General features: G+C 64.8%; 12 protein-coding genes. 10 read left to right on the top strand and 2 right to left on the bottom strand.

Translation table 11 applies throughout. The annotated features are described in order from the left end of the window. The first annotated feature begins 62 nt into the window (after positions 1-62). Both AB4Y36_RS01235 and AB4Y36_RS01230 read left to right on the top strand, forming a co-directional pair. Positions 63-989: a histone deacetylase family protein gene (locus tag AB4Y36_RS01235; protein WP_368682136.1), complete on the top strand. Its 927-nt coding sequence runs from the start codon at positions 63-65 to the stop codon at positions 987-989. A 64-nt stretch (positions 990-1053) separates the two neighbouring features. Then, positions 1054-1848, top strand: coding sequence for an enoyl-CoA hydratase (locus tag AB4Y36_RS01230; protein ID WP_368605529.1), 795 nt, complete (start codon positions 1054-1056; stop codon positions 1846-1848). A gap of 13 nt (positions 1849-1861) precedes the next feature. Here the strand turns inward: AB4Y36_RS01230 and AB4Y36_RS01225 are convergent, their stop codons facing one another. Further along, complete coding sequence (locus tag AB4Y36_RS01225; protein WP_368682135.1) at positions 1862-2752, bottom strand: lysophospholipase; 891 nt, start codon at positions 2750-2752, stop codon at positions 1862-1864. Between the two features lie 301 nt (positions 2753-3053). Here AB4Y36_RS01225 and AB4Y36_RS01220 point away from each other — a divergent pair, with 301 nt between their 5' ends. The 6 genes from AB4Y36_RS01220 (at position 3054) to AB4Y36_RS01195 (ending at position 9426) form a co-directional block, all read left to right on the top strand. Beyond that, on the top strand, positions 3054-4088 hold the full coding sequence (locus AB4Y36_RS01220) for a methionine ABC transporter ATP-binding protein (protein ID WP_069262629.1): 1035 nt from the start codon (positions 3054-3056) through the stop codon (positions 4086-4088). Further along, a complete protein-coding gene (locus tag AB4Y36_RS01215; RefSeq protein WP_069262628.1) occupies positions 4078-4731 on the top strand; it encodes a methionine ABC transporter permease in 654 nt (217 codons plus the stop codon). Before AB4Y36_RS01220 ends, AB4Y36_RS01215 begins: the two co-directional genes overlap by 11 nt. A 55-nt stretch (positions 4732-4786) precedes the next feature. Further along, positions 4787-5584, top strand: coding sequence for a MetQ/NlpA family ABC transporter substrate-binding protein (locus tag AB4Y36_RS01210; protein ID WP_368682134.1), 798 nt, complete (start codon positions 4787-4789; stop codon positions 5582-5584). A gap of 210 nt (positions 5585-5794) precedes the next feature. Next, the gene (locus tag AB4Y36_RS01205) at positions 5795-6544 is read left to right on the top strand and encodes an electron transfer flavoprotein subunit beta/FixA family protein (protein ID WP_368682133.1); all 750 of its coding nucleotides are present in this window, start codon (positions 5795-5797) and stop codon (positions 6542-6544) included. Positions 6545-6558: 14 nt separating this feature from the next. Further along, a complete protein-coding gene (locus tag AB4Y36_RS01200) occupies positions 6559-7506 on the top strand; it encodes an electron transfer flavoprotein subunit alpha/FixB family protein (RefSeq protein WP_069262625.1) in 948 nt (315 codons plus the stop codon). A 132-nt stretch (positions 7507-7638) separates the two neighbouring features. Continuing rightward, a complete protein-coding gene (locus tag AB4Y36_RS01195) occupies positions 7639-9426 on the top strand; it encodes an acyl-CoA dehydrogenase (RefSeq protein WP_368682132.1) in 1788 nt (595 codons plus the stop codon). Positions 9427-9507: 81 nt separating this feature from the next. Here AB4Y36_RS01195 and AB4Y36_RS01190 read toward each other — a convergent pair whose 3' ends face one another. Beyond that, on the bottom strand, positions 9508-10794 hold the full coding sequence (locus AB4Y36_RS01190) for a D-amino acid dehydrogenase (RefSeq protein WP_368682131.1): 1287 nt from the start codon (positions 10792-10794) through the stop codon (positions 9508-9510). 176 nt (positions 10795-10970) lie between these two features. On the opposite strand from AB4Y36_RS01190, the gene AB4Y36_RS01185 reads away from it, so the two are divergent. Together AB4Y36_RS01185 and AB4Y36_RS01180 are read left to right on the top strand one after the other, a co-directional pair. Further along, positions 10971-11459 carry an Lrp/AsnC ligand binding domain-containing protein gene (locus AB4Y36_RS01185; protein WP_042261052.1) on the top strand — a complete coding sequence of 163 codons (489 nt, stop codon included), beginning with the start codon at positions 10971-10973 and terminating at the stop codon, positions 11457-11459. Positions 11460-11570: 111 nt separating this feature from the next. Then, a complete protein-coding gene (locus AB4Y36_RS01180; protein WP_069262622.1) occupies positions 11571-12725 on the top strand; it encodes a PA0069 family radical SAM protein in 1155 nt (384 codons plus the stop codon). The last annotated feature ends 3 nt before the right edge of the window (positions 12726-12728 follow it).

The raw sequence follows: 12728 nt of genomic DNA, 5'->3' as shown, positions 1-12728 counted from the left end.
ACTAAAGACAGAAGGAGACCCGCGGCCGCGCGCATGCGCGAAGCCCGCGGCGAGTGCGACTCATGACGACCGGTTTCTTCTCTCACCCCGATTTTCTGCTGCACGAGATGGGCGAATGGCATCCTGAATGCCCCGCGCGTCTGCAGGCCATCGAAGACCAGCTGATCGCGAGCCGCATCGACGCGCTGATCGAGCGCGACGAATCGGCGCCGCTCGCGACCGAGGCGGACCTCCTGCGCGTGCATACCCACGCGCATATCGACTTCATCCGCAACACGGCGCCCAGCGAAGGCTACGCGAGCATCGACCCGGACACGCTGATGAATCCGCACACGTGGCAGGCGGCGCTGCGTGCGGCGGGCGCGGCGATCGCGGCCACCGACGCGGTCCTCGCCGGGCGCTACGAGAACGCATTCTGCAGCGTGCGCCCGCCCGGCCATCACGCGGAGCCCGCGCGCGCGATGGGCTTTTGCTTCTTCAACAACATCGCGATCGCGGCGCGCCATGCACTCGAAGTCCACGGCCTCCAGCGCGTGGCGATCGTCGATTTCGACGTGCATCACGGCAACGGCACCGAGGCCGCGTTCGCGGGCGACTCGCGCGTGCTGATGTGCAGCTTCTTTCAGCATCCGTTCTATCCGTACTCGGGGGCCCAGAATCCGGCGCCGAACATGGTCAACCTGCCGATCGCGGCGCGCACGAAAGGCATGGAAGTGCGCGAGGCCATCGACATCATGTGGCTGCCGCGGCTGCACGAGTTCAAACCGGAGATGGTGTTCGTCTCGGCGGGCTTCGACGCGCATCGCGAAGACGATCTCGGCAACATGGGCCTCGTGGAGGACGACTTCGCCTGGATCACGGACCAGATTCGCGACATCGCGGGCCGCTATGCGAAGGGGCGCATCGTGAGCAGCCTCGAAGGCGGCTATAACCTCTCGGCGCTCGGCCGCAGCGTGGTGGCGCATCTGCGCGCGCTGGCGGATATCTAGGCGGCCGGCGCGGCCCCGAGCGCGGACCCGCATCGCACACATTCGAACGAAGGAGACACGCATCGTGAGTGCCATTCCCTCTTCATCGCAAGCGCTAGTCGAAATTACACGCGATGCGTATGGCGTGTCGGGCGTCGTGCGCCTCACGCTGAACCGTCCGGATGCGTTCAACGCGCTTTCCGAGGCGCTCATCGATGCGTTGCAGGGCGAACTCGCCGCGCTGGCGCAATCCGACGCGCGCGTGGTCGTGATCGCAGCGGCAGGGCGCGCGTTCTGCGCGGGCCACGATCTCAGGGAAATGCGCGCGGCGCCCTCGCACGAGTACTACACGAAGCTGTTCGAGCGCTGCTCGAAGATGATGCTCGCCATTCAAAAGATGCCGCAGCCCGTCATCGCGCGCGTCCAGGGCGTGGCGACGGCGGCGGGCTGCCAGCTCGTCGCGATGTGCGATCTGGCGGTGGCGGCGGACTCGGCGCGCTTTGCGGTGTCGGGCATCAATCTCGGGCTCTTTTGCTCGACGCCCGCTGTGCCGCTCTCGCGCAATGTCTCGCGCAAGGCGGCCTTCGAGATGCTGATGACGGGCGAATTCATCGATGCGGAGAAGGCGTTGCGCGAAGGCCTCGTGAATCGCGTGGTGCCCGCCGACCAACTCGACGCCGCCGTGACCGCACTGGCCGCGAGCATCTGCGCGAAGCCGCGCGAGGCCGTCGCGGCAGGCAAGGGGCTCTTCTACCGGCAGCTCGAAATGGGCATCGACGCCGCGTATCAGCTGGCCGGGCAGACCATGGCCTGCAACATGATGACCGACCCAGCGCTCGACGGCGTGCAGGCGTTCATCGAGAAACGCAGCGCGAAGTAACGCGCCTGACCGCTCAGGAGTGCTGGTCGATCCAGTCGATCAGCGCGCCGATCACGCGCTCTCGATCGAGGTCGTTGAGCGTTTCATGGTAGCTGCCTTCATATAGCGTGAGCGTGCGATCGGGCGATCCCACGTTCGCGCCGAACGCGCGGCTGCCCTCGGGCTCGGTGAGCTTGTCCTCGGTGCCATGCCAGATCAGCACGGGTAGCCGCAGTTGCGCGCGTCCCGTCTCGATGCGCTTCATCGCTTCCAGCAATTGCGCCCCCGTGCGGGCGGGAATCGCGCCGTGATGCACGAGCGGATCGGCGCGATTGGCTTCGACCACGTCGCGCACGCGCGCGAGCAGCGCCGCGTCGATTTTCATGGCCGGAAAGGTCGGCCAGACTGCGCTGATCACACGGCTCGCGGCGATTTTCCATGCGGGCACGTCGCGGCCCGGCGCGAGCGCCGCGCTCGAGAGCAGCAGGCCCGCGAGCGGCACGCGAGTTTGCGGCAGGCGCTCGATGGCGTAGAGCGCGGCAATCGCGCCGCCCATGCTGTGTCCCATCAGGAAGAGCGGTGTGCCCTGTGCAGCGCATTGCGCGCTCGCGTGGGCGAGGAGCGCCTCGGCGTCGTTGAGATAGTCGTCGAAGTGCGAGATCCAGGTGCGGCGGCCAGGGGCATGCCCGTGGCCGCGCAGATCGATTGCGTAGACATCGATGCCCGCGGCGGTCAGCCGCGTGGCGAGCGCCGCATAGCGGCCCGCGTGTTCCGCGAGACCATGAATCAGCGCGATGGCCGCGCGCGGCGGCGCGCTCGCGCGCCAGACGTAGAGCGGCAACTCGACGCGGTCACGCGTACGCAGCGTCGCTTGCGCGGCGGGTTCGGCGGCTTGCGCCATGGCGATGTTCTGACTGGTCTCCATCTCGCTCCCTGTTTGGGCAATGCGTGGCGGTTCACGGTAGTTCGTTTTCGGCATCAATCTGTCGGCAGCAGTGTAGCGGCCGCGCGGGCGGCCACGCGCTGCCAGAAGCCTCTAATGCAAATGAGTTATGAAATTATCGAAATTGATTATTAAAAGGAATTTTGCGTGCCAGGGTAAAATGCGGGGCTAAATCCAGTCCATCAAACGGCGGCTGTCTGCCGGCGCGACGCGTTTTCCGCTACTGAAAAGGAGCGGCCTGCGCGAGCGGCGCGCGGCACACCCGCCGTTTTGCTTTTTTTCCATGATCGAAATTCGAAACGTGTCCCAGCGCTTCGCCGGCCCACAAGGCTGGATCGAGGCGCTGCACAACGTCAATCTGACGATTCCGCCGGGCGAAGTGTTCGGCATCATCGGGCGCAGCGGCGCAGGCAAGAGCACGCTGGTGCGCACCATCAACCTGCTCACGCGGCCCACCGAAGGCGACATCGTCGTCAACGCTCGCACGCTCACGTCGCTCTCTTCGGCCCAGCTGCGCGAAGCGCGCCGCGAGATCGGCATGATTTTCCAGCACTTCAACCTGCTGTCGTCGCGCACCGTGTTCGACAACGTCGCGCTGCCGCTCGAACTGGCCGGCGTGAAGCGCGCCGAGATCGAAGCGACGGTGCTGCCGCTGCTCGAACTCGTCGGCCTGACCGCGCAGAAAGACCGCTATCCCTCGCAGATCAGCGGCGGCCAGAAGCAGCGTGTGGGCATTGCGCGCGCGCTCGCGAGCAAGCCGAAGGTGCTGCTTTCGGACGAGGCGACCTCGGCGCTCGACCCCGAAACCACGCGCGCGATTCTCGACCTGCTGCGCAAGATCAATCGCGAACTGAACCTGACCATCGTGATGATCACGCACCAGATGGAAGTGATCAAACAGGTCTGCGACCGCGTGGCCGTGCTCGACGCGGGCCGCGTGGTGGAAAGCGGTCCCGTGATCGACGTGTTCCTGCAGCCGCGCCACGAAGTCACGCGCGCGCTGCTCGGCGACGTGATCGCCCAGGAATTGCCGCCCGCGCTCAAGGCGCGCGTGGCCGAGCATCTCGCCAAGGGCAGCGGCCACTTGCTGCGCCTCGCGTTCAAGGGCACGGGCGTCGATCAGCCGGTTCTCTCGGAGACGATTCGGCGCTTCGAACTCGATTTCAACATCCTGCACGGCCAGATCGACGAGATACAGGGGCAGGCGTTCGGCTCGCTCGCGGTGCTCGCGGGCGGCGATCCGGTGAAGGTGGCGCAGGCCATGGCGTGGCTGCGCGAACAAGGCGTCGTGGTGGAGGAACTGTCCCATGTGGAGTGAAATGTTCGACATGTTCGTCCAGTCGTTCTGGGAGACGCTCGTCATGGTGGGCATCTCGGGACTCGTGGGCGCGGCCATCGGCCTGCCGCTCGGCGTGCTGCTCTATCTCACCGACCGCAACGGCGTGCTGCAGAATATCGCCGCGAATCGCGTGATGGGGGTGATCGTCAATGCCGTGCGCTCCACGCCGTTCATCATTCTGCTCGTTGCCGTGATTCCGTTCACGCGCCTCGTGGTCGGCTCGTCGATCGGCACGGCGGCCGCCGTCGTGCCGCTCACCATCGCCGCTGCGCCGTTCATCGCGCGACTCGTCGAAACGGCGCTGCGCGAAGTCGATCGCGGCCTGATCGAAGCGGCCCAGGCCATGGGCGCGAGCACGAGCCAGATCGTCTTCAAGGTGCTGCTGCCCGAGTCGCTGCCAGGCGTCGTCGCGGGGCTCACCATCACGTTCATCTCGCTCGTCGGCTATTCGGCGATGGCCGGCGCGATCGGCGGCGGTGGTCTTGGCGACCTCGGCATCCGCTACGGCTATCAGCGCTTCGAACCCGAAGTCATGTTGATCGTGGTCGTGATCCTGATCGTGTTCGTGCAGCTCGTGCAGTCGTTCGGCGACTGGCTCGTGCGGCGCCTGAGCCACAAATAGGCCTTAAAACAAGCGGTTTTTCGATCAACATAACTACACAAGACAAAGGTTGGGTATGCAACGTCGTTTCATGATCCGGCTCGCGGCGGCGCTTGGCGCGGCTTCGCTCATCGCACCGCTTGCTGCGCACGCGGACGAAACCATCAAGGTGGGCGTGACGGGCGGCCCGCACGAGCAGGTGATGGAAGTCGTGAAGAGCGTGGCCGCGAAGAGCGGCCTGAACATCAAGATCATCGAGTTCTCCGACTACGTGCAGCCGAACGCGGCGCTCGCGGGCGGCGATCTCGACGCCAACAGCTACCAGCACGCGCCGTATCTCGACGCGCAGGTGAAGGATCGCGGCTACAAGCTGATCAAGATCGCCGACACCGTTACGTTCCCGATGGGCATCTACTCGAAGAAGATCAAATCGCTCTCCGAACTGAAGCCGGGCGCGCGCATCGCGGTGCCGAATGATCCGACGAATGGCGGCCGTGCGTTGCTGCTGCTGCAGAGCCAGGGTCTCGTCAAGTTGCGCGCCGACGCAGGTTTGAAGGCGACGCCGCTCGACATCGTGGAAAACCCCAGGAAGCTGAAAATCGTCGAGCTCGACGCCGCACAGATTCCGCGTTCGCTCGACGACGTGGACGCCGCCGCGATCAACACGAACTTCGCCATGCAAGCGGGCCTGAAGCCGAAACAGGACGCGATCGCAATCGAAGACCCGAAGGGGCCGTACGTGAATATCCTCGCGATCCGCGAGGCCGACCGCAACAAGCCCTGGGTGGCGAAGCTGGTCGCCGCGTACCACTCGCCGGAAGTGAAGCGCTACGTCGAAACGACGTTCGGCGGGGCGGTCATCACCTCCTGGTAGGACCCCCTGGGCCGTGAAATTAGAGATATTTTTCGGCGCCCGGGCTTGATGCCCGGGTTTTTTCCACCGTAAAATCGCACGATCGTTCGCTACTGATGACCGGGGTGCGGCAGCGGTGGTTCGGGAAAATTGCTGGTGGCAGATCGGCCCGACAGGGCTATCGCTATAATGTCCGCCAGGTTGACGTATTCGTAACTTCGGAGCATGTGAATGAAAGTCCTTGTGCCAGTCAAACGCGTAGTCGATTACAACGTGAAGGTTCGTGTGAAGTCGGATGGCACGGGCGTCGACATCGCGAACGTGAAGATGTCGATGAACCCGTTCGACGAAATCGCCGTGGAAGAAGCGGTGCGTCTGAAGGAAGCGGGCGTGGCGACCGAAGTCATCGCCGTTTCGGCGGGCGTGACGCAAGCGCAGGAAACGTTGCGTACGGCGCTGGCCATCGGCGCGGATCGCGCGATCCTCATCGAGTCGAACCAAGACCTCCAGCCGCTGGCTGTGGCCAAGCTGCTGAAGGCGCTGGTCGACAAGGAACAGCCGCAACTCGTCATCCTCGGCAAGCAGGCCATCGACGACGATTCGAACCAGACCGGCCAGATGCTCGCCGCGCTGGCGAACCTGCCGCAAGCCACCTTCGCCTCGAAGGTGATCGTGGCCGACGGCAAGGCGACGGTGTCGCGCGAAGTGGACGGTGGCGCGGAAACGCTGTCGCTCAAGCTGCCCGCAGTCGTTACGACGGATCTGCGCCTGAACGAGCCGCGCTACGTCACGCTGCCGAACATCATGAAGGCGAAGAAGAAGCCGCTGGAAACCGTCAAGCCCGAAGACCTCGGCGTCGACGTCGCGCCGCGTCTGAAGACGCTGAAGGTTGCCGAGCCGCCCAAGCGCAGCGCAGGCGTGAAGGTGCCGGACGTGAAGACGCTGGTCGAGAAGCTGAAGACGGAAGCCAAGGTGCTGTAAGGAGCGAGACGAAAATGACGAATCTGGTTATTGCTGAACACGACAATCACTCGATCAAGGCCGCGACGCTGAACACGGTCGCCGCAGCACAGAAAATTGGCGGCGACGTGCACGTGCTGGTCGCGGGCCACAATGCGCAAGCCGCAGCGGATGCCGCCGCGAAGATCGCAGGCGTCGCAAAGGTGCTGCTTGCCGACGCGCCGCAACTCGAGCAGGGTCTCGCCGAGAACGTCGAAGCGACGGTCCTCGCGCTTGTGCAAAATGCGGCGAAGAACTACACGCACATCCTGGCTCCGGCAACGGCAGCGGGCAAGAACGTCACGCCGCGCATCGCCGCGAAGCTCGACGTCGCGCAGATCAGCGACATCACCGCCGTGGATGCGCCGGACACGTTCGAGCGCCCGATCTACGCGGGCAATGCCATCGCGACGGTGCAATCGGTCGACCCGATCAAGGTCATCACCGTGCGTACGACGGCATTCGATGCAGTTGCAGCCGTTGGCGGCAGCGCAGCAGTCGAGAAGCTCGACGCGGCAGCGGACAGCGGCCTCACCCAGTTCGTCGGCCGTGAAGTGACGAAGCTCGACCGTCCGGAACTCACGAGCGCAAAGATCATCGTCTCGGGCGGGCGGGGTCTGGGCAGCGGCGAGAACTACACGAAGGTGCTGGAGCCGCTCGCGGACAAGCTGAACGCCGCACTTGGCGCATCGCGCGCAGCGGTGGATGCTGGCTACGTGCCGAACGACTATCAGGTCGGCCAAACCGGCAAGATCGTCGCGCCGCAACTGTATGTGGCGGTCGGCATCTCGGGTGCGATCCAGCATCTGGCCGGCATGAAGGACTCGAAGGTCATCGTCGCGATCAACAAGGACGAAGAAGCACCGATCTTCAGCGTGGCCGATTACGGCCTCGTGGGCGACCTGTTCACGGTCGTGCCGGAACTCGTGAAGGAACTCGGCTGAATCCGGCCGGTGTATCGAACGACGAGCGCCGCGTATCATGATTGAACGCGTGGCGTGAGACGAAGCAACAAAGGGGCGCTGCGGCGCCCCTTTGTCATTTGAGGAACCGCATACCGACAGGAGGAGACTGAAATGTACCAGGCGCCCACGAGCGACATGCTGTTCGTCATGAAGGAACTGGCCGGCCTCGAAGAAATCGCCAACTTACCGGGCGGCGAAGACGCCACGCCCGAAACGGTCGAAGCGGTGCTGCACGAAGCCGCGAAGCTGTGCGGCGAAGTGCTCGAGCCGCTGAACGCCGAAGGCGACCGCAATCCGAGCCGCTGGGAAAACGGCAACGTGCACGCCACGCCCGGTTTCAAGGCGGCATTCCGCCAATACGTGGAAGGCGGCTGGCAAGGCGTGCAGCATCCTCAGGAATACGAAGGACAAGGTTTACCGAAGCTCGTCGGCACGCCGTGTGTGGAAATGCTCAACGCGGCGAACCTTTCGTTCGCGTTGTGTCCGCTGCTCACCGACGGCGCCATCGAAGCGCTCCTCACCGCCGGCAGCGAAGCGCAAAAGCAGCGCTTCGTGCCGAAGCTCATCTCCGGCGACTGGACCGGCACGATGAACCTCACTGAGCCGCAGGCGGGCTCCGATCTCGCCGCCGTGCGCACGCGCGCCGAGCCGCAAGGCGACGGCACGTACAAGGTGTTCGGCACGAAGATCTTCATCACGTGGGGCGAGCACGACATGGCGGAGAACATCGTCCATCTCGTGCTCGCGCGCACGCCCACGGCGCCCGAAGGCGTGAAGGGCATTTCGCTCTTCATCGTGCCGAAGTTCCTCGTCAACGAAGATGGCACGCTCGGCGCGCGCAACGATGTGCACTGCGTATCGATCGAACACAAGCTCGGCATCAAGGCGAGCCCGACCGCCGTGCTGCAGTTCGGCGACCATGGCGGCGCGATCGGCCAGTTGATCGGCGAAGAGAATCGCGGCCTAGAATACATGTTCATCATGATGAACGCCGCGCGTTTTGCGGTGGGCATACAGGGCGTGGCCGTCTCCGATCGCGCGTACCAGAAGGCGCTCGCCTATGCGAAGGAGCGCGTGCAGAGCCGCCCGGTGGACGGTTCCGCGAAAGCCGCGGTGAGCATCATCCATCACCCCGACGTGCGCCGCATGCTCGCCACGATGCGTGCGCTCACCGAAGCCGCGCGTGCGCTCGCTTACGTGGCGGCCGGCGAGAGCGACCGCGCGCATGGCGACCCCGACGAGGCGGCCCGTGCGCGGCATCAGGCGCGCTACGAGTACCTCGTGCCGATCGTGAAGGGCTGGAGCACCGAACTCGCGCTCGAAGTGACGAGCCTCGGCGTGCAGGTGCATGGCGGCATGGGCTTCATCGAGGAAACGGGCGCGGCGCAGTTCTACCGTGACGCACGCATTCTGCCGATCTACGAGGGCACGACGGCGATCCAGGCGAACGATCTCATCGGACGCAAGACGCTGCGCGACGGCGGCGCGGCGGCAAAGGCGCTGCTTGCCGATATCGCGCAGACCGTCGACGCGCTGGCCGCACAACGAGGCGCGGCGTTCGAGTCGATGCGCAAGCATCTCGCGGCGGGTAAGGATGCGCTGGCATCGGCCGTGGACTTCGTGCTCGCGAAGTCGAAAAGCGATCCGAACGCGGTATTCGCGGGCAGCGTGCCGTATCTGAAGCTGGCGGGCATCGTGCTGGGCGGCTGGCAGATGGCGCGCGCCATGCTCGCCTCGCAGCGTCTCATGCGGGAGGACCCGAAGTTTCATGGCGCGAAGATCGCCACGGCGCAGTTCTACGCGCAACACGTCTTGCCGCAGGCGGTGGCGCTCGAAGCGGCGATCGTCAGCGCCAACGGCAGCGAGGGCGTGCTGGCGCTAGCGGAGGATCAGTTCTGACGCAGCCGCGCGCTACTCACAGCGAGAAATGAAACACGGCGCCCTGGCGGCGCCGTGTTCGTTCACGCAGCGTGGCTGGCTTCAGGCATACGCCGGACGATGCGAGCCTTGCGTGTCGCCGAGATAGCGGTGCACCGAAAGATCGTCCGCGCGGATGGCGGGCTGTTTGCCCGAGATCAAGTCGGCGAGCAATTGGCCCGAACCGCACGACATCGTCCAGCCGAGGGTGCCGTGACCCGTGTTCAGGAACAGGTTCGAGATCGGCGTGCGGCCGACGACCGGCGTGCCGTCCGGCGTCATCGGGCGCAGGCCGGTCCAGAAGGTGGCCTTCGTCGTGTCGCCGCCGCCCGGGAACAAGTCGTTGACGCACATTTCGAGCGTCTCACGGCGCGCTTGCTTGAGCGTCTTGTCGAAGCCGACGATCTCGGCCATGCCGCCCACACGGATGCGGTCGTCAAAACGCGTGATCGCGATCTTGTAGGTTTCGTCGAGCACGGTCGAAACCGGCGCGGCACTCGCATTCACGATCGGCGCCGTGATCGAATAGCCCTTGAGCGGATAAACCGGAATCTTCACGAGGCCCGCGAGCATCTTCGTCGAGAAGGAGCCGAGCGCGACCACGAACGAATCGGCGCGCACCAGCTCGCTGCCGCATTGCACGCCCGCGATACGGTCGCCCTGCATGGCGAGGCCGTCGATCGGCGTGTTGTAGCGGAATTTCACACCCAGTTGTTCGGCCATGGCGGCGAGGCGCGTGGTGAACATCTGGCAGTCGCCGGTTTCGTCGCCGGGCAGACGCAGGCCGCCGGTGAGCTTGCCCGACACCGCGGCGAGCGCCGGTTCTGCGCGGCCGAGTTCGGCTGCGGTGAGCAGTTCGTACGGAACGTTCGCGTCCTTGAGCACGGCGATGTCCTTCGCTGCGCCTTCGAACTGCTGCTGCGTGCGGAACACCTGAAGCGTGCCGCCCGTGCGGCCTTCATACTCAATGCCCGTGTCGGCGCGCAACGCCTGCAGGCAGTCGCGGCTGTATTCCGCGAGACGCACCATGCGGCCTTTGTTGAGCGCGTAGCGTTCGGCCGTGCAGTTCTGCAGCATCTGCCACATCCACTGCAGCTGGAACTTCGTGCCGTCCAGACGAATGGCGAGCGGCGCGTGCTTCTCGAACATCCACTTGATCGCCTTGAGCGGCACGCCCGGCGCGGCCCACGGTGCGGCGTAGCCCGGCGAGATCTGTCCGGCATTGGCAAAACTGGTTTCGAGCGCGGGACCGGCCTCGCGGTCGATCACCGTGACTTCGTGGCCCGCGCGGGCGAGATACCAGGCGCTGGCCACACCGACCACACCACTGCCCAACACGACGACTCGCATAGCTGCTCCATATAGTTTCGTTGAGCTACGCCGCGTTGCCGGGCCCTTGGAAGCCGTCTTTTGGCACCGATAGGGAAGAAGGCATGAAAATCCGGGTGTAGCCAGTATTTGTAGCTATGCTATTGTTGTATGTCCAGGTTTTGTTATCGTATTTTTTAGATTTTCGGGAAGAAATCATGAGAACGCAGCGCCAACCGGTCCGCGCGCTCGACCGGCTCGATCACCGCATCCTGAAGCTGCTCCAGGAGGACGGCCGCATGGCGATGAAGGACCTCGCGGAGCAGGTCGGGCTCTCGGTCACACCGTGCATCGAGCGCGTCAAGCGCATGGAGCGCGACGGCGTGATCACGGGTTACTTCGCGCGTGTGAATCCCTCGGTGCTGGGTGCGGCGCTGCTCGTGTTCGTGGAGATCACGCTCGATCACAAGAGCGGCAACATGTTCGACCAGTTCCGCCGCGAGGTGCAGAAGATTCCCGAAGTGCTCGAATGCCATCTCGTCTCGGGCGACTTCGACTATCTCATCAAGGCGCGCATCGGCGAGATGGCCGACTACCGCAAGCTGCTCGGCGACATCCTGCTGCAACTGCCGGGCGCCGTGCAGTCGAAGAGCTACGTGGTGATGGAAGAGATCAAGGAGACGCTGACCATCGCCGTGGGGGAATGAACGGGTAACAGCGGGCTGAAGGCGGCCCCTTTTTTAGGACTCGACAACGCGGATCGATACTGTATATTTATACAGTATCGATCCGCGCTTTCATGTCCATTTTCTCTACCCGTGACTGATTCCCATCACCCCGATCCCGACGCCTGGTATCCCGTTGCGCCGCCCACGGCGCGCAAGGGGCGCGGGGCGGTCACGAACCTGCAAGGGCGCTACGAAGTCGACCAGCGCGAAGCGTTCGACGACGGCTGGCAGCCCACGGGTGTCGGCGGGGAGCGCGATGGTGATGGCGATGAAACCGGCGAGCCCAGGCTGCGCACCGAAGTCTTCGAAGAGCGCGCGAAGAGCATCCTCACACGCAACCAGTCGCCGGACATTCCATTCAACGTCTCGCTCAATCCGTATCGCGGCTGCGAGCACGGCTGTATCTATTGCTTTGCGCGGCCTACGCACAGTTATCTCGGCCTTTCGCCGGGGCTCGATTTCGAGAGCCGAATCTACGCCAAGGTCAATGCGGCGGAGTTGCTCGCGCGGGAAATCGCCAAGCCGTCGTACGAGCCCGAGCCGATTGCGCTGGGCGTGAATACCGACGCCTGGCAACCGGTGGAGCGCGACCTGCGCATCACACGCCGCGTGGTCGAAGTGCTGGCGGAACGGCAGCATCCGTTCGCGGCCATCACGAAATCCTCGCTGATCGAGCGCGATCTCGACCTGCTCGCGCCGATGGCCGCGCGCCAGCAGTTCATGGCGGCAATCACGATCACCACACTCGACGCCGATATCGCCCGCTCGCTCGAACCGCGTGCGGCGACACCCGCGCGGCGGCTGCGTACCATCCGCACGCTCGCCGAGGCCGGTGTGCCGGTCGGCGTGAGCATCGCACCCGTGATTCCGTTCGTGACCGAGCCCGACATGGAGCGCGTGCTCGAAGCCTGCGCCGAGGCCGGTGCGACAAGCGCGAGTTACATCGTGCTGCGTTTGCCGTGGGAGGTCGCGCCGCTGTTCCAGGACTGGCTGGCGGCGCACTTCCCGCAGCGCGCCGAGCGCGTGATGAGCCGCGTGCGCGACATGCGCGGCGGCAAAGACTACGAATCGGCGTTTTCGCAGCGCATGAAGGGAACGGGGCTGTGGGCCGACCTGCTCAAGCAGCGCTTTCACCATGCCGTGCGGCGCCTCGGGCTCAACGAGCGGCGCCACGGCATTCTGGACATGTCGGCGTTCGTGCAGTCGAAGACCGTGCGCGAGAAGCCTCAGCTCGACCTGTTCTGAGCC

The organism is Paraburkholderia sp. BR10936, assembly GCF_040965735.1.
GTDB lineage: Bacteria > Pseudomonadota > Gammaproteobacteria > Burkholderiales > Burkholderiaceae > Paraburkholderia > Paraburkholderia nodosa_A.
The sequence above is the reverse complement of the archived record's forward strand: the minus strand, read 5'-3'. Positions and strand labels throughout refer to the sequence as shown.

Coding starts and splice junctions, on each gene's coding strand:
- AB4Y36_RS01235 (WP_368682136.1), top strand. CDS start 63: ATGACGACCGGTTTCTTCTCTCACCCCGATTTTCTGCTGCACGAGATG.
- AB4Y36_RS01225 (WP_368682135.1), bottom strand. CDS start 2,752: ATGGAGACCAGTCAGAACATCGCCATGGCGCAAGCCGCCGAACCCGCC.
- AB4Y36_RS01220 (WP_069262629.1), top strand. CDS start 3,054: ATGATCGAAATTCGAAACGTGTCCCAGCGCTTCGCCGGCCCACAAGGC.
- AB4Y36_RS01215 (WP_069262628.1), top strand. CDS start 4,078: ATGTGGAGTGAAATGTTCGACATGTTCGTCCAGTCGTTCTGGGAGACG.
- AB4Y36_RS01210 (WP_368682134.1), top strand. CDS start 4,787: ATGCAACGTCGTTTCATGATCCGGCTCGCGGCGGCGCTTGGCGCGGCT.
- AB4Y36_RS01205 (WP_368682133.1), top strand. CDS start 5,795: ATGAAAGTCCTTGTGCCAGTCAAACGCGTAGTCGATTACAACGTGAAG.
- AB4Y36_RS01200 (WP_069262625.1), top strand. CDS start 6,559: ATGACGAATCTGGTTATTGCTGAACACGACAATCACTCGATCAAGGCC.
- AB4Y36_RS01195 (WP_368682132.1), top strand. CDS start 7,639: ATGTACCAGGCGCCCACGAGCGACATGCTGTTCGTCATGAAGGAACTG.
- AB4Y36_RS01190 (WP_368682131.1), bottom strand. CDS start 10,794: ATGCGAGTCGTCGTGTTGGGCAGTGGTGTGGTCGGTGTGGCCAGCGCC.
- AB4Y36_RS01185 (WP_042261052.1), top strand. CDS start 10,971: ATGAGAACGCAGCGCCAACCGGTCCGCGCGCTCGACCGGCTCGATCAC.